Origin of the sequence: Plebeiibacterium sediminum (assembly GCF_026013605.1) — a bacterium.
Classification (GTDB): Bacteria; Bacteroidota; Bacteroidia; order Bacteroidales; family Marinilabiliaceae; genus Saccharicrinis; species Saccharicrinis sediminus.
The window spans coordinates 23,409-39,719 of record NZ_JAPDPJ010000047.1; the positions used below are offsets into that span (position 1 = coordinate 23,409).

Here is a 16,311-nt window from a genome sequence, read left to right on the forward strand (position 1 = left end):
TAGTATATATTTTCTAATGACAATATTAATCTGTGTGCCGGTTGGTGCACAGATTAATACAACAGCTCAAAATGTAGATTCTTGTTATATTTTTAACGAGCGTCCTACAAACAACTGTCATGCTTCAACACTTGCTGAGGTTGAAAAAGATAAAATAATGGCAGCCTGGTTTGGCGGAACTTACGAAGGAGCTAAAGATGTTGGAATATATACATCCACTTTTAAGAACAATAAATGGTCGAAACCTGTTTGTTTGATTAAACCATTGATTCAAAACAACGACACACTTCCTTGTTGGAATCCGGTTCTATTCAAAAGTAAAAGCGATATACTATATCTGTTTTATAAAGTAGGCAAAAATCCCCGTGAGTGGTTTGGAGCTATGATTACTTCAAAAGACCATGGAAAAACATGGAGTAAAGAGACCTTTTTACCTGATGGTTTTCTGGGGCCGATCAGAAATAAGCCCATTGAATTAGAAGATGGTTTAATTATTTGCGGATCAAGTACTGAAAGTACAGAAACAAATCAATGGAGAGTTCACGTTGAATTGTATCATGAAAGTAAAAACCAATGGACAAAGGTAAACGTTCCTAATACATCAAACTTCGATGTGATTCAACCTACCTTCATCATACATCCTGAAAATAAAATTCAGATGCTATGCCGAAGTAAACACAATACCATTATTACCAGTTGGTCGGTTAACAATGGTAAAAAATGGAGTAACATGGATTCTTTGAGTGTGGTGAATTCCAATTCGGGTATTGATGCCATTGATATTAATAACAAATTGTTTTTAGTGGTTAATAATCCTCTAAAACAAGGACCGGAATGGTTTTACGGAAGAAATATTTTAGATGTTGAATACAGCGTTGATGGTATTAAATGGAAACATCTTTTCGATTTAGAAAATCATGAAAAAGGAGAATTTAGCTATCCTGCTATTATTCAAACAACGGATCAAAAAATACATATTCTTTATACCTACAATAGAGAATATATCAAACACGTATCATTTAACATAGAATGATACCATAATTTTTCATAAACAATAGGTGGTAGAAACCGGAATCGCAACAATCATTTCTCTCTTTGCGGTTCCGGTTTCTTGTTTTATAGTGTTATCATTCCTGCTCCTGAATTATTACAAATTACATTTAGCTATCGATTAGTTAAACAAAAAATAATATTTATAATACATAAAATAATACCAAGTAAACTGATTATTTATATATTTGAACTTTAAAACAAATCATTCCACCATATTTTAATAACCTAACCTATGAAGTATTTAAAAAAACTGAAATTAAAATTTATTGAGTTACTTAGTGCAGAACTTTCCATACACAAAATTGCGCTCTCTTTTGCTATTGGAATTGTATTAGGCACCATACCATTCTTTCTTGGTGTAAATATCTACTTAAGCATATTCTTTGCCTGGCGGTTAAAATTAAACCATGTACTCGTTCAACTGATTACCAATGTTGTGTATCCACTACAACTATTACTTTTCATTCCTTTTATAAAGTATGGTACGCTTTTGTTATCAAACGATGAAATATATTTTTCTACGAGTTATATTCTTGCCTTATTCAAAGAAAACACACTAGGGGCAATTGTAGTACTTGGTGCCTGGAATATATATGGTCTTCTGCTTTGGATTATAACATCACTAATATCAATCCCTGTGTTATATATTATATCAAAAACTCTTATTAAAAAGCTTAAATTCATTCCACAACCTATTAATTCGTTCAGGTGATAACAAAGTAAACTAAGCGGGTGTTACAGAAAAGATCCGTCACCTACACTAAATCCGGGTTTTATCAGTAATCATAGAAAACAAAACCACTAGACCCAGTATTGCCATAATGGCTCCCAGATAATAAGCACCACTTAATCCATCAATGGCATATCCAACACCTATTATTAATGGGCCTAAGGTTTGACCAATTCTGATGACCATGCCATTTATTGACATAAATATACCACGTTGGTTATCCGGAGCCAAATTAGCGAGCGTAGTGTGTAAACTTGGAATATTCAAACCTTGAGCTGAGCCAAAGAGCATAACCGGGATTAAAAAAACTATTAAGGTATTTAAATTGGGTAGTAAAATGGTAACTAAAAAATAAAGCACAAAGGCGATCTTTAATAATGTTACACTTCCAAATTTCCATGTTAATTTACCTACCTGCGTGGCAACTACTGCTGTGGTTATCGAACTGCAGGAAAGAAGCATACCTATTTGCGGAGCTGTAAGATTAAATTTCTGGGTTAGTAAAAAAGGTAAATATGTTAAAAATGCGCCATACAAAATAATAAATGTAAGTATTCCCAGTATAAAAATTGCAATCACTTCTTTACGAAACAGACTTTGAGAAAACTCTTTAAAATATTGTTTAAAATTGGCTGGTCGATCAATATCAGGCTCTTCAATTCCCCAGATTACAAATAATCCAACGGGAATAGCCAACAATGCTAACACAAAAGGATTATTCCATGCTATTCCGGCCAAAATACCTCCAATTAATGGATAAGATGCTGTTGATAAACTTAGCACGCTAGCATTATAGCCCATGGCCTGAGGACGTTTATTTCCCTTAAAAAAATCACCGATTAACGTGGTATTGATGGACGTTAAAGGAGCAGCTCCCAAGCCTTGAATAACTCTAAGTAAAAGCACGTAATGATAATTACGCACAAAGAAAATGGCAAAACCAGAAATAGCGAAAAGAAATAAACTTGGTATCAGCACCCTTTTCCTTCCCCATCGATCTGCTATTACACCCGCAACAGGAGTTAAAAATATACCAGGAAATGTAAAAGCACTGATTAATAATCCGGTTTGTGTTTTTGTTAATTGAAATATTTGCGAAATTTTAGGCAATGCAGGTGTAATACTGGCAACTCCTAAAACTCCAATTAGTGTGATACTGAAAATAACATATAGTCTTCTATCTTTTAACAGCTTTATTTCCTGGTTCATTATTATCTGTAAATATTTTACTCCCTGTCATGTGTTACCCAAATTAGCTCAGATGTATTAAACCCTATATCTTCAGCTATTTTCAGATAATCATGCTTTATACTATCGGGAATACTGGTTTTTCTTGAAAGGATCCAAAGATAATCTAAATTCTTTCCTGAAACCAAAACGTACTGATAATCCTCATCGATAGCCAATACATTGTAACCAGAATAAAAGGGCCCAAAGAAAGATACTTTCAGCATTCCAATATGCTCTTCTTTAACAAATTTGGCTTTCCCTATGGCTTCTCTCCATTCTTTTTTTGTATAGTCATAGCCTTTGTTCAAAACTCCGATACTACCATCTTCGTTTAATGAATATTCCGCTGTTGTATTATTGAGTCCTCTTTCATATTTAAAATCGAGTCGGGCAATTTCGTACCACTTGCCCAGATATTTTGTTTTATCAAACGATTGAACAGCAACCGCATTTTTGGGTATTGTTCTGCAAGAACAAAGTCCAAACATAATCACTATGATAAATAAATTCAGAATCCACTTGTGATGCTTCATAATCCTAATCATTTCATTTTTATGGCTTATTTCAATTGTTTTCTTCGATAAAAGGTGTTACCTGAGTTCATATCTTTGCATAGAACTCAGGATACTACTTATTTTCTGGTTATCGAATAAATATCTTCTCTTCGGTCTTTTAAGTTTCTTACACTGCCAAACTGATTTAATTCCCTTAACATATCCACATCCACATCTGCAATTAATATCATTTCAGTATTTGGTGTTGCTTCAGCTTTTACACCATTGGTTGGAAATGAAAAATCGCAAGGAGTAAACACCATTGATTGCGCGTACTGAATATCCATATTGTGAACTTTAGGCAAATTACCTACACTTCCGGCAATAGCTACATAACACTCATTTTCAATAGCACGGGCCTGAGCACAATGACGAACACGCGAGTAACCGTTTTGAGTATCCGTTAAGAATGGTACAAAAAGGATATTCATTCCCTCATCAGCTAACATACGACTTACTTCAGGGAATTCCACATCATAACAAATCAGTATACCAATCTTACCGCAATCTGTATCAAAAGTTTTTACTCTGCTTCCACCCTGTAATCCCCAAACCTTAACTTCATCAGGCGTTACATGCAGCTTTTCAAAACGTTCAATACCTCCATCTCTTTTACACAGATAACCCACATTAAATAAGTTTCCATCAACTACTTCGGGCATACTTCCTGTAATAATATTAATATTGTAAGATATGGCCAGTTCTGAAAATCGTTTGATGATTTCCTCAGTGTACTCGGCGAGCTTACGGATGGCTTCAGGTTCTGATAAATGATTGTACTCCGACATGAGTGGTGCATTAAAAAACTCAGGAAACAACGCAAAGTCTGATCTGTAACCAGAAACAGCATCTACAAAGTATTCTACCTGCTGCATTAATTCATCCATATCTTTATACAATCGCATTTGCCATTGTACCAATCCTAAACGAATAATACTTTTTGTTGATGTTGCTGTATGTGTTTCCTTTTCGTAATACACATTATCCCACTCCAACAATACGGCATACTCTTTTGATTCCGTATCACCCTCCAAATAGCCTGTTAAAATACGAGCCGGGTGAAAATCGTTCGACATCTGAAAATTAAGTACAGGATCATGAATCTCCTTATTTCTTACTTTATCAATATACTGACGAGGTGTTAATTCCTTGGCATATTGATAATATTTTGGAATTCGGCCACCAAATACAATCCCCTTTAAATTCAACTTTTCACAAAGCTCTTTTCTATAATCGTACAAACGTCGTCCCAGGCGTAATCCACGAAACTTAGGACGAATAAAAACATCAATACCGTAAAGAATATCACCTTTACTTGTATGTGTATTAAATGTATAGTTACCTGTAATTTGATTATAAGTGTGCTTGTCATCAAACTTTGAATAGTCTACAATAATAGAAAGGGCACAACCTGCCAATTCTCCATCCACTTTAATGGCAACCTGACCATCCTGAAACTTATTTATTAATGCTTTAATGTGATGCTCCTTCCAATAAGCATTGGGCATATTAGAATAGGCCTCTATCATTGCATTCTTAATCTCATCGTAATCTTCTAACTTAAGATATACTAACTCTATATTATCAATTGATTGAATATCTTTTAACTCCATAATATCTTTGCTATTTTATTTGATATACAAATATGAAAACTAATTAAACAGACTAAATTGCGTAAACACGAATTATTAATTAACCTCTACACCTCTTGTTGTAAAAGATAAACCTTGCTGACCGTATGTAGATATCATTACAGCTTCAAACAAAGGATGATTATTGGGATTAGAAACAGCCCAGTCAAACATAAAATTAGCTCCTGAACCTCCCTCCTTGTCTTCCTCTGCAATAACTATTTCAATAGTTTCCATCGGTTTAATAAAAATAGGTTCTTTAATATACTGACGAATATTATGTCCTTCAGTATTAAAATAATCTGCCTTAGTAATGTAAACTGTATCCGACACTGAAATATTACGAATTCCAACAGTTATTGTTAAATCAAAAGTTTTATGCTCCTGGGTATGATAAATATGTGAATAAACGGGCAAGTATGTTTTACCATGCATCATTACACTAAGATCCTGGTTAATCACTTTTTTACTCTCCCAATTTACTTTTGGCATTTGCTCCACTACCGTTTTATTTTGACAGGAAGTCATTAAAAGAAGGATAAATAATATTTTAAATACAGCTTTCATCATTGAGGTTTTGTTTAGCAATGTAGTTATAAATATAAACCAAATAGTGCAAAATAAGTTTTAGTTTGAAGGACCTTTTTTAATAAAAATCAGGATTATTATTTTAATGAAACGAGCATGAAAAACTTATTGTGGATTAGATTGAAAACGAAATAGAAAATACAATAAATCCTTAAGAAATAATTGTCAGCGCATTTTTATGATCATATTTCTGTTTGTCAAAGGACCTATTTACTGCCTGCAAATATTTCAAACAAACTATTAAGTGAAAAACCTCCTAAACAGCAATAAAAATTCCAGTAGTAATACACCAAAACATCTTGACAGAAAACACCTTATATTGTAAATTTATAATGGTTCGAATTCGTTTAATATTAGAGGACTCTTTTTAGTTAAATGTTAGATTTATAACTTTTTGTAAATGTTATAATGATTAAGTACACTTAAAAAACTATACTATGTCACACGAAAAAAAGTTACTTGATGGTAAAAAGAAAAAAGATTCTGCACATTCTTTAAAAGAAAAGAGAGAAATTAAGAGAGAAAAGCATGTAGATTCACCACATGCAAGAAAACCTCGTTCTAAAAAAACATTGTTAGAAAACTTGTAAGAAATAAACGATTTATTTTATCTGATTAAGGGACTTCTCTACAAAGTCCCTTTTAATATTTTGTCTAATAATTAAGGCCTGACATAAGACTAAAACAATGTATAGCCAAAAACGATATTCAACGACTTAAAGTTTGAATTCCAATCTACATAATCAGTTAATATATCACGGTTTAAATAATACCTCACTTCCAAACTATATTTGTCATACTTATATCCTGCTCCAATACCAAGACAAATATTCGAACTGATATCAAGACTGCTTAATTCCGCACCATTAGTTTGTTCAAACTTAAGTTCAGAATTATGCATCACATTAACCAATGCACAACCATTCACAAATAACTTTGATTTATCGTTTAAAAAGAAATAATGTCGCACTCCAATCGGTAATTCAACAGCATTGTAATTGATCTTTGTAATAAGCTTACCTCCAAAAACCATATCTGTTTCTCTTGATGTTTCTGCTTTCAGATACTGAAAAGTTGGCTCTGCAAAAACACTCCACTTATTCTTATTAAAGGGCAAAACCAATTCTAATTCAGCACCCAACCTAAAACCTATTTTATTCTCAAATTTTGAATCCCGGTAATCTATACCAGATTTTTCCATATCAAAATTATTATTCGTAATACCCGGACGTATACTTAAATGAAAAAAATCAGTATTTCTTTTTGATTCATATACAGTATATGTTGAATTGCTGCAATCATTATACTTTACAAAAATCTGCTCCAACTGATTCTTATCATAACGTAGATTTTCTATTTCTTTAAATCCTATTGAAGTACATTTTAATTGAGTAATAATTTGATTTTTATACGAATTGTTCTCCTGAATTCTATCCTGAAACTCAAAACACTTATATATCAACTGCTCAATAGGTGAGTCTTGAATCTGAATAAAAAAGCGCTTTAAGTTACCATACTGATAAGAATACAATGAGGCTTTTCCTTCTACCAGAACTTTCAAAAATAAGGTTTCTTCCTCAAAAACAGGATTTCTATCTGAACTCAATTGATCTACACTACTACTGGAGCGATCAATTTGAACTTTGCCAGATACAAATTTTGCCTGATTATAAATACAAAACTCCTTTACGTCCTCAATAACTTTTTTTTGAGTTTGTGCCCCTAATGTAGTTTGAAAGTCAAATGACGATGGGTTATTTCGCCAATCTGAATTTTTGATAAAACATTCTGTTTTTTGCCCTTCTTTATTAATAAAGTAACCTTTTTCAAATATTACCTGAGCATTAGATTCTATCCCAATAATGGATAGTAGAACAACAATAAATAGTAATTTATTCATTTTTTTGTTTGGTATTAATTAATTTGTTTAGTCAGGATATAAAATCCTTTTAAATATTTTGGCAAAGAAGCAGAATATTTTCGTCATATATTCCAACATGCATCATTTTTTGATTAACGCATGTGCGTAATCCATAAAACAAGACATCAATTTATATTTGAGCTCAGAACTGTCCTAATTATTTTTGTTAACTGGCGTTTCACCCAGACCCGACTTCATTTGTTCATAACGTATTTATTATTTTAATTGTATTCACGATTTTTAATTCTTGTTTTGATACAAGAAACGAAGCAAAGAAAATCAAGGCTGCACCCACTTCTCTCAAAAAACTACAGTTATTTGACTGAAATCGTTTAAACTCACTGCGTTCAAACAAAAACGATTTTTAACCGTCAAGCTAACCTTGTTTTTTGGTTCATTGGCTGATGCCATGTAGAACCTGCTAAAGAATTGAAATCTTTTTTTTATTTAGGACAGATATGATTTGAGCTGTAAACTTCTTTAATAAATTACCCTGAAATCTATGCATTTAATTATGATAAAGAGCAAGAGACAATATAAATCCTAATTTTCACAAAGGATCACTTGAAAAAAATTAAAATAGTCCTGCTATAATCTCCAATTAATTTTTTACATATCTTTGATACTTCATTATACCACCCATGCAGAGATGACTGCAATCCTGGCATCATCTATTACACATTGTTTTTATTAAATCAATATATTATGAAACGAGCCTTAAATTAGGTGAGTTCCATATGGTAATTAAAGTAAATTTATACATATGAAAGGAGTAGTTACAAAAACTCGTTTGGATGGGTTTTATGAAGTAAAGACTGATACTATTGTATCTGTTTTTGAACTTGTTGGATGTTCTGTTGTGAACGTTGGCGATGAGATAGAAGGAAGTTTAGACTGCCTAGGTGGTAAAGAGCTTACTAATATCACTCAAAAAGAATCGTTCGATGCCGTGATTCAAGAAGTAAACTAAAATTTTTCTGTTATTGCAAAGTAAGCACTTTGTTTGTAGCCTTATTGGTTAACATTTGAATTGTTTACTTTGCAATTACTTAAAATACTGATTAAACAGCTCTACAATCCTTTTACATACTGTTTGCATGTTGTATGTAAAATATTATCCCTTAATTTTTCTTTTGCATTTCTATCACCTTTTATTGCTGCACTAAATAAAGATATCAACGCTGAAGTATTTTTATGTTGCTCTGTATTCGTTTTTACGTTACTTAAATCGATAAATAACTCATTAAAAAAGTTTGGTATTTGCTCAATAATATCCAGGTTTAAAAAACTTTGATCATTGTATATACGATGGTAGTTACCTTTAGATTTTTCTATTATATAATTGCTACCATTCATATTGGTAATACTGGCAGCTTTACTGCATGTAGCCAGACAACTATGATCCATCTTAGCCTTATTACATCCAATTGTCTGCTTAAATAAGCACTGTCGGGTAGTCATTAACTCTATAGGATGATAAATACTATAAAACAACTTAAACTCCCTGGGCTTTACAATACGCTGAACCTGCATCTTGTTAATTTCGTTGGAGACAAAAGCTCCTGCTGCATTAAACGTTTCTTTCAGAGTTTTCAAGCTATACGAATTGATTATATTCAATCCTGGTCCTGCAATCCAGGGAATTCCATGTTCGTAAGCTGTAAAAGCTATTCCTGAATTATCCGTAACTACTAAACCAGGCTGAATAGTAAGTATAAATTCCAATGCTTTTTCATAATCATCGCCAATAATCACAGCAGGAAACCAAGGTATTAGATTCCTGTTATTTTGAAATAGCTGTACCAATTTATCCCACTGCGAACCAATGCTTGAAGGTATCCTGAAATATATTTTAGCATCGGTTTGCTGACAAAAATCTAAATCCTCAAGCGATGAAATTACAACAGAAAGCGATGGCTCTACATTTGTGTTTAACAAAGTTTTTAGCTTAGGAATGGAAACATGTTCAATGATCTCTTTTGAATCATTTAATAAATAAAGCAGCATCTTTTTTATGGAAGTCAGTTCTTTAAAGGGAATAAACATCTGTTTCAGATGAGCACCTAACTCCATTTTATCAATAACAAAACCCAAATCATTAATCGCCTTAAGTCGTTTAAGTACTACTTCTTTTGAAAGTGATTCTGTTCCTTTGTCTGTAAGAATTGCTTTTGATGAAACTGTAAAAGATTTTTCTGTAGAAATAACAGTGACCATTAATGGTTGCCCCATTTCACCCGACAGTTTTATTGTCAATGGAATTTTATCAATACTCAGCTGGTCTATTTGAGTTTTAACCTCTTGTTTTAACAAATCCTTTTCACTGTAAAGCTGAAGTGCAGCTTTTTCCTTTTCTTCCTCACCCTCCAATTGCTGTGTATTAAATAAATGTTGCAAAGTTTGATCACGAGGATTATCTATAAACATCTGATTAATATCTCCACGCAGGTATCCATTTGAAAAGTCTCTGTTAAATACCTTGTAAAGCCTTTGATGATCATCCTGAAATTCAACACTACCATCTAAACTCTTTATTTTTTGCTTATACGTATTTACAACGGAATAGATATAGTCGTACTTTTTTATACGTCCTTCTATTTTTAAAGAATAAACACCTGCCTGATACAATTCTTCAATATTGTTGTAAGCTGAATTATCTTTTAAATTCAAAGGATAGTGATGCCCGGTGTTGGTAGTTTGATATTGATCGCGGCAAGGCTGACTGCATCGTCCACGATTACCGGAGTTACCACTTTGAACCGAACTCATATAACAAATCCCGGAAAAGCAAAGACATTGCGAACCATGTACAAATACTTCGGTTTGTACATCTAAAGAATTACAAATCTTGTTCAGATCCTTAATTTCATCCAGACTTAACTCCCTGCACAAATTAACACGAGTGGCACCCAATTTACTTAAAAACTTAACTTGTCCGCTATTATGGGTTGTAAACTGGGTAGATGCATGAATAGGCAGAGTTTTAAAATAAGTATTGAGAAGATAAAACAATCCCAAATCCTGAATAATAACACCATCAATATGAGTATTCACCAATCTGTTTAACAATTGAAATAAGGCCGGGATTTCACTTTCTAGAATCAGAATATTCAGCGTAAGAAACACTTCGCAATTGTGCTCGTGAGCTAGTTTTACAATACCCATCAAATCATCTATACTGATATTTGCAGCTCTGTTTCGGGCATTAAATTTATTTAATCCACAATACACCGCATCCGCCCCACCTATAATTGCAGCTTTTATGCTATCCACATCTCCTCCAGGAGCCAATAATTCCATCTTTCTCATTTCAAGGCAAAGATAGAAGAATTTGTGGGTTGCCTAATAGATTTAGTTATATAGAGTAACAGCTACAAGTCACTAAATATTATATACTAAAAAATAAAACTAATAGGAATTATAATATACGAATTTACCGGCATACCTTCTATTTTTGCAGGAATCCATCGAGGCATAACACTAATAAGCCGCAAAGCTTCTTCATTAAAGCCTCTGCAACCATCCAGTCCTCTAAGAATAACAAAATCTGACAATGTGCCATCTTCGTTTACAACAACACGTACATAAACCTTCCCGAAACAATCATCCTGACTTGGCCACTTCATATTCTTCTGAATAAATGATTTTAAACTTTCCCTCGTATCATTGTTCCCGTTGTATTTAAACTGAGCCATCTCATCCACACTCCCAAAGGCAGCAATTTGATTTACAAGATGCGAACATTTATTCTCTTTATAGGGAATTGCAATAGGTAGGCAGTATTTAACCCAGATTGGTTGTTCGTAACGCAAAGCAGGTTTCCAATGTGGTAGCATTTGTATTACTCTCTTAATTTCATTTTCAATCAGGCTGTCCAACACTAGCTTTTTATTTGCTTGTTTACTCTCAGATTGAGTTTGAACGTTAACAACTTTACCAACTGAATCAATTATAAAATATACAGATACTTCGCCTTGCCAGGCTGTTTTGTTCAATATTCTAAAGTCGAGATTGGATTCAATAAAACACCATAGCGAATCATTTCCTCCGGGGAACTCTGGCGATTTATCAATAACAGACATTACTTCCTCATCATCAATTTGAAAATCGACAATTGAACCATTTTCTGTTTGCGAGTACATTGATACTCCAATTAATATTAAGATGAAGAAGATATAAATTCGCTGCATATGTTATATTATTAACCTGAAATCGACTAAGTTTTTACGGTTAATTCAGGTTATTATGCACTAAAGATAAGTTTTATAACAAAAAAAACCCATCCCAAATATGAAATCCATATTCGGAATGGGAAATTAACTTATTGAAAAATTATTTAGTTTAAGCGTCTATGTCTCTTTACTTTCTGGTTCCGGAAATTCGATACAATCCAGCACCATGAGTTGGAATAGTTGTTGCAAATTCTTCTGCTGAAACTGTACCTAAATCCTCATGATTCCATAAATCCCGAATAGTACATTCTCCTTCAAAACCTAATTCTTTTAAATGAATAGGAATAGATTTAGAATTATTAAGCACTGGGTTTTCTGTATAAACTAAAAACTCCATTGTTACACCATCTGCAGCATCTTTAACCTCATCATCGTATCCACACAAAGCTTTAAATTTGGTATATCCCTCAGGAATATCATAAACAATCACAGAGTTAGAATGGGTTCCAATTCCTGTTTGATAAGTTTTTCCGGCAACCGTTAAGGTTTTTCCGGCAACCGATTTGTTTTTTTGTACTTTACCCCAACCACTATCTGCACTTGTCCATTCTAAGTCAGTTAAAGAAAGTGTTTCTCCTTTATCATTGTATAGTGTTGGATTAATCCAGTCAGCATGGTCGTTATTAAATTTATCACCAGCATCAGTTACCACTAAATATAGTTTGTCAGCTCCGGTAATATCAGCCTCTAATTCTTTTCCTTTAGGAGCAATTCTTCTGCTTATTCTACCTGTATTTACCAAAGCCTTTTTAATATCAACATTACGAGGAGTTGGATCTTGAGTTGCCAACATAAACTCAACTGTAGTTCCTCCTTTTACGTCTGTTGCAGCTTTATCTAAACCGGCAAATGCTGTAAAACGAACGCTGTTGTCAGGAATCTGATACATAATAATAGATTTGGAGTGCGTTCCAATACCATTTTTATAAACTGTACCCTTTACATTAAGTTCTTTACCTGAAACACTTTTGTTGATACTAACCTTACCCCATCCGGCAGTTGCATACTCCCATTTAAGATCAGTAAGTTTAATTTTCTTTCCTGTTGATAACTCAATTTCAGGATTAATCCAATCGGCATGATCCCAGCTGTGTCCATCACCACCATCATTTACAATTAAGTATAACTCGGTAGTTCCTTCCGGTAACTTTACATCTATATTTTCACCAAATCCATCAGTTAAGTGCGATACAGTACCACTTCTGTATAAAAGATCTTTAGTCTTAACAAATCCGTCGCCTTCATTATTGAATAAAGCCACAAACATATCTCCGTTTGCAGGATCCTCAGCTGTCCAAACAGTCATACCATCTTTTGAATACAACTCTTTATTGTTTTCTGAATGCTGATTTACATACAACACTTCTTTATTGGTAATAATTTCATTAGTGAACTCATCGTTGTCCGGCAAGTTACCACCAAACATCAATGGTGACTTAAACATGGACCATAAAGTCATTAATGAATATTGCTCATCTTTAGTAAAGTTTGTATAACGATCTGTAGCTCTTTCGCCACGAATAAATTTACCTAAAGGAAGCATATCTGCATCTGGCCAGGCACCTTTTGTAATATATGGAGCCCATTTAGCACACATGGTAAATGAGTAGTTTAACTGTGCCCAGTTATCCCAAAAATCATCGATGGTTCTCCAAAGGTTCGCATTGTTTTTTGCATGCTCATGCTGATCAATGGGTGTAGCTCCAGGCGACATACTGAATACAATAGGACGTCCACATTGGTCTATCGCTTTACGGATCATTTCAATTTCATCTGTATGATATGGACGGGACAAATCATCTACTTTAATATAATCAACACCCCATGATGCATATAAATCTAAAATTGAGTTATAATACTCCTGCGATCCTTCTTTTCCTTTTACAATAGTATAATTATCTTTTAACCAGGTACACTCATATTCTGTAGAATAGATCTGATCAGCTGTTACATTGGTTCCTTTAATAGGCATTTTATTAAATACCGCTTCTTTAGGAACACCACGCATAATATGAATACCAAATTTTAATCCTTTATCATGTATATAATCCGCCAAAGGTTTAAATCCAGCTCCGTTTGCAGCTGAAGGAAACCTTTTAGGAGATGGCATATATCTGCCAAACTCATCAATAATGAAATCTGTTTCATCGTATGGATTATAATGACCAGTTGTTTGATTGTCGGCAAACCAACGTATATCAACTACGATATATTCCCAACCAAATTCTTTTAAATGCTCTGCCATATAATCAGCATTTGCTTTAACTTCATCCTCAACTACTGAAGGTCCAAAGCAATCCCAACTATTCCAGCCCATTGGTGGAGTGGCAGCCCATTGCTTAAATCCGATTAACTCCTCGCTGGTAGATTTTGATTTACTCTTTTCATTACAAGCTCCCAGTATAAATATCAGAGCTACAAAAGAATTAAGATTTAGAATTTTCATGTGTTTAATATTTGTTTCATTTGGTCACATGGAACTCACAAATAAATTTAATCATCCTCTTGTGTGTGAATTGGGACAATCAAATTTACATGTTCGTTTCATCTGTTTAAAATTTGATTTTAGATGCAAGATAAAACATGTCTGAACTAAAAACAGGTCATACTTGTTTCATCTATGTGATAAATAAGCGTATTAATATTTTTAATTAATATAAGATATTTAAAATACAGTAATTTTTTGAATTCATATAAGATTCTATAAAAACGTACCAAATCTATAATATTATCACGATTTTTAGGTGCATTATTTGTTCAAATATATAGACATATCAAGCAAATTGTCCACCCAACAAAACAATAATAGTCTATTCTTCAATAGAATGACCATCTCTTAGAGGTACCTTTACTTTTTTTCGTATTTTACCAATCAAATACTTTAAATATATACTATCATGATAAAAAAAATACTTTTATTCGTTCTGCTAATGACTGCAACACTAGTGTCTGCTCAGGATATTATTAAAACAAAAAATAGTTCATTTACGCTTCATCTTCTTGGCCATGGAACTTTATATATCGATTACCAGGGAACCATTATCCATATTGATCCATGGACAAAAGTAGGTAATTACGAATCTTTGCCTGATGCTGATTATATTTTAATAACCCACGACCATGGCGATCATCTTGATGCCGGTGCCATCTCTCCTATTTTGAAAGACAACACTGTTATTATAGCTCCTTCTGTATGCAAAGATGGATTAACCAGTTTTAAAGATGTTCAATTCCTGACCAATGGGGATAAAAACAAAACTCCTTGGGGAAACATAGATGTTGTTCCTGCTTACAATTTGGTTCACATGCGCGAACCTGGAAAACCATGGCATCCTAAAGGTGTAGGTAATGGTTATGTTTTAACTATTGATGGCACTTCTGTTTATATTGCCGGTGATACTGAAAATATACCAGAGATGAAAAACCTGAAAAATATTGAAGTAGCCTTTTTACCCATGAATCTTCCTTATACTATGACTCCGGAAATGGCTGCTGATGCTGCAAAAACGATTCAACCTAAAATATTGTATCCTTATCATTTTGGAAATACAGATACCAGCAAGCTTACAGAGCTTTTAAAAGGAAGTAATATCGATGTTAGAATAAGAGATATGAAGTAAATTAATTAACAGACAGGATTAACAAGATTAATAGGATTGGAATCTAAAATTCTTCTCTATAATACATTTACAAAATGTAAATTCATCTTGTTAATTATGTTAATCCTGTCTTATAAAATATAACCTATTATCAATCTTGAATTCTTAACCAATTTGTAATAACCAACCAAACCTAAACAAACCATGCAGAAAAAAGACTTAACTCATCAAATAATCAAATGCGCCTACAAAGTTCATAACACATTAGGTTCTGGATTTCTTGAGAAAGTATATGAAAATGCCCTGGCTATAGAACTCAAAAAACTAAATTTAGAAGTAAAAATACAATCCCCAGTTTCTGTTTATTATGACGATGAGGTTGTAGGCGAATATTTTGCTGACATTATAATAAACAACGAAATTATTATAGAATTAAAAGCTGTATCTGAAATCTCAAAAATTCATGAAGTGCAATTAGTAAATTACTTACAGGCTACAAAAATAGATATAGGCTTATTAATTAACTTTGGTGAATCTGTACAAATCAAGAGAAAATATAGGGTATATCAAAACAACTAAATAATTCTATTTTAACATAAATAAGATAATAATTAATGGACATACTAACATGATTTACAAAATGTAAATCAATCCTGTTAATCCTGTAAATCCTGTCCAATTAAAAGGTATAATGTCGTATAACCCAAATAGCTGAATCAGAGTCAATATACAGAAATTCTTAAATACTAAACTTCAAGTAACAGACAGGATTT

14 protein-coding genes are annotated in these 16,311 nt (G+C 32.9%); 6 read left to right on the plus strand and 8 right to left on the minus strand.

Annotated elements, in window-relative coordinates; all coding sequences use genetic code 11:
• Positions 1-16: 16 nt before the first annotated feature.
• Positions 17-1,033, plus strand: coding sequence for a sialidase family protein (locus tag OM075_RS17300; RefSeq protein ID WP_301191791.1), 1,017 nt, complete (start codon positions 17-19; stop codon positions 1,031-1,033).
• 252 nt (positions 1,034-1,285) lie between these two features.
• Positions 1,286-1,765, plus strand: coding sequence for a DUF2062 domain-containing protein (locus tag OM075_RS17305; protein WP_301191792.1), 480 nt, complete (start codon positions 1,286-1,288; stop codon positions 1,763-1,765).
• A 48-nt stretch (positions 1,766-1,813) separates the two neighbouring features.
• Here the strand turns inward: OM075_RS17305 and OM075_RS17310 are convergent, their stop codons facing one another.
• The 4 genes from OM075_RS17310 to OM075_RS17325 form a co-directional block, all read right to left on the minus strand.
• On the minus strand, positions 1,814-2,992 hold the full coding sequence (locus OM075_RS17310) for an MFS transporter (RefSeq protein WP_301191793.1): 1,179 nt from the start codon (positions 2,990-2,992) through the stop codon (positions 1,814-1,816).
• A 17-nt stretch (positions 2,993-3,009) separates the two neighbouring features.
• Positions 3,010-3,546 carry a lipocalin family protein gene (locus OM075_RS17315; RefSeq protein ID WP_301191794.1) on the minus strand — a complete coding sequence of 179 codons (537 nt, stop codon included), beginning with the start codon at positions 3,544-3,546 and terminating at the stop codon, positions 3,010-3,012.
• A gap of 98 nt (positions 3,547-3,644) precedes the next feature.
• Positions 3,645-5,180 carry a carbon-nitrogen hydrolase family protein gene (locus OM075_RS17320; RefSeq protein WP_301191795.1) on the minus strand — a complete coding sequence of 512 codons (1,536 nt, stop codon included), beginning with the start codon at positions 5,178-5,180 and terminating at the stop codon, positions 3,645-3,647.
• 75 nt (positions 5,181-5,255) lie between these two features.
• Positions 5,256-5,768 (minus strand): DUF3124 domain-containing protein, encoded by a 513-nt coding sequence (locus OM075_RS17325; RefSeq protein WP_301191796.1) that lies wholly within the window; start codon positions 5,766-5,768, stop codon positions 5,256-5,258.
• 455 nt (positions 5,769-6,223) lie between these two features.
• Between OM075_RS17325 and OM075_RS17330 the strand changes: the two genes are divergently transcribed.
• On the plus strand, positions 6,224-6,376 hold the full coding sequence (locus OM075_RS17330; RefSeq protein WP_301191797.1) for a hypothetical protein: 153 nt from the start codon (positions 6,224-6,226) through the stop codon (positions 6,374-6,376).
• 89 nt (positions 6,377-6,465) lie between these two features.
• Here the strand turns inward: OM075_RS17330 and OM075_RS17335 are convergent, their stop codons facing one another.
• Complete coding sequence (locus OM075_RS17335; RefSeq protein ID WP_301191798.1) at positions 6,466-7,686, minus strand: porin family protein; 1,221 nt, start codon at positions 7,684-7,686, stop codon at positions 6,466-6,468.
• 784 nt (positions 7,687-8,470) lie between these two features.
• On the opposite strand from OM075_RS17335, the gene OM075_RS17340 reads away from it, so the two are divergent.
• Entirely contained in the window at positions 8,471-8,677 is a 207-nt protein-coding gene (locus OM075_RS17340; protein ID WP_301191799.1) for a hypothetical protein, read from the plus strand.
• 101 nt (positions 8,678-8,778) lie between these two features.
• On the opposite strand, the gene OM075_RS17345 is transcribed toward OM075_RS17340, so the two are convergent.
• The 3 genes from OM075_RS17345 to OM075_RS17355 all read right to left on the minus strand — a co-directional run bounded on the left by OM075_RS17345 (position 8,779) and on the right by OM075_RS17355 (position 14,385).
• Positions 8,779-11,016 (minus strand): peptidase U32 family protein, encoded by a 2,238-nt coding sequence (locus OM075_RS17345; RefSeq protein WP_301191800.1) that lies wholly within the window; start codon positions 11,014-11,016, stop codon positions 8,779-8,781.
• 86 nt (positions 11,017-11,102) lie between these two features.
• Positions 11,103-11,897 (minus strand): energy transducer TonB, encoded by a 795-nt coding sequence (locus OM075_RS17350; RefSeq protein WP_301191801.1) that lies wholly within the window; start codon positions 11,895-11,897, stop codon positions 11,103-11,105.
• A 169-nt stretch (positions 11,898-12,066) separates the two neighbouring features.
• On the minus strand, positions 12,067-14,385 hold the full coding sequence (locus tag OM075_RS17355; protein ID WP_301191802.1) for an NPCBM/NEW2 domain-containing protein: 2,319 nt from the start codon (positions 14,383-14,385) through the stop codon (positions 12,067-12,069).
• 451 nt (positions 14,386-14,836) lie between these two features.
• Here OM075_RS17355 and OM075_RS17360 point away from each other — a divergent pair, with 451 nt between their 5' ends.
• Together OM075_RS17360 and OM075_RS17365 are read left to right on the plus strand one after the other, a co-directional pair.
• A complete protein-coding gene (locus OM075_RS17360) occupies positions 14,837-15,559 on the plus strand; it encodes an MBL fold metallo-hydrolase (protein WP_301191803.1) in 723 nt (240 codons plus the stop codon).
• 183 nt (positions 15,560-15,742) lie between these two features.
• A complete protein-coding gene (locus tag OM075_RS17365; RefSeq protein WP_301191804.1) occupies positions 15,743-16,117 on the plus strand; it encodes a GxxExxY protein in 375 nt (124 codons plus the stop codon).
• The last annotated feature ends 194 nt before the right edge of the window (positions 16,118-16,311 follow it).

Coding starts and splice junctions, on each gene's coding strand:
- OM075_RS17340 (WP_301191799.1), top strand. CDS start 8,471: ATGAAAGGAGTAGTTACAAAAACTCGTTTGGATGGGTTTTATGAAGTA.
- OM075_RS17365 (WP_301191804.1), top strand. CDS start 15,743: ATGCAGAAAAAAGACTTAACTCATCAAATAATCAAATGCGCCTACAAA.
- OM075_RS17305 (WP_301191792.1), top strand. CDS start 1,286: ATGAAGTATTTAAAAAAACTGAAATTAAAATTTATTGAGTTACTTAGT.
- OM075_RS17355 (WP_301191802.1), bottom strand. CDS start 14,385: ATGAAAATTCTAAATCTTAATTCTTTTGTAGCTCTGATATTTATACTG.
- OM075_RS17335 (WP_301191798.1), bottom strand. CDS start 7,686: ATGAATAAATTACTATTTATTGTTGTTCTACTATCCATTATTGGGATA.
- OM075_RS17325 (WP_301191796.1), bottom strand. CDS start 5,768: ATGATGAAAGCTGTATTTAAAATATTATTTATCCTTCTTTTAATGACT.
- OM075_RS17315 (WP_301191794.1), bottom strand. CDS start 3,546: ATGAAGCATCACAAGTGGATTCTGAATTTATTTATCATAGTGATTATG.
- OM075_RS17345 (WP_301191800.1), bottom strand. CDS start 11,016: ATGAGAAAGATGGAATTATTGGCTCCTGGAGGAGATGTGGATAGCATA.
- OM075_RS17360 (WP_301191803.1), top strand. CDS start 14,837: ATGATAAAAAAAATACTTTTATTCGTTCTGCTAATGACTGCAACACTA.
- OM075_RS17300 (WP_301191791.1), top strand. CDS start 17: ATGACAATATTAATCTGTGTGCCGGTTGGTGCACAGATTAATACAACA.
- OM075_RS17310 (WP_301191793.1), bottom strand. CDS start 2,992: ATGAACCAGGAAATAAAGCTGTTAAAAGATAGAAGACTATATGTTATT.
- OM075_RS17350 (WP_301191801.1), bottom strand. CDS start 11,897: ATGCAGCGAATTTATATCTTCTTCATCTTAATATTAATTGGAGTATCA.
- OM075_RS17330 (WP_301191797.1), top strand. CDS start 6,224: ATGTCACACGAAAAAAAGTTACTTGATGGTAAAAAGAAAAAAGATTCT.
- OM075_RS17320 (WP_301191795.1), bottom strand. CDS start 5,180: ATGGAGTTAAAAGATATTCAATCAATTGATAATATAGAGTTAGTATAT.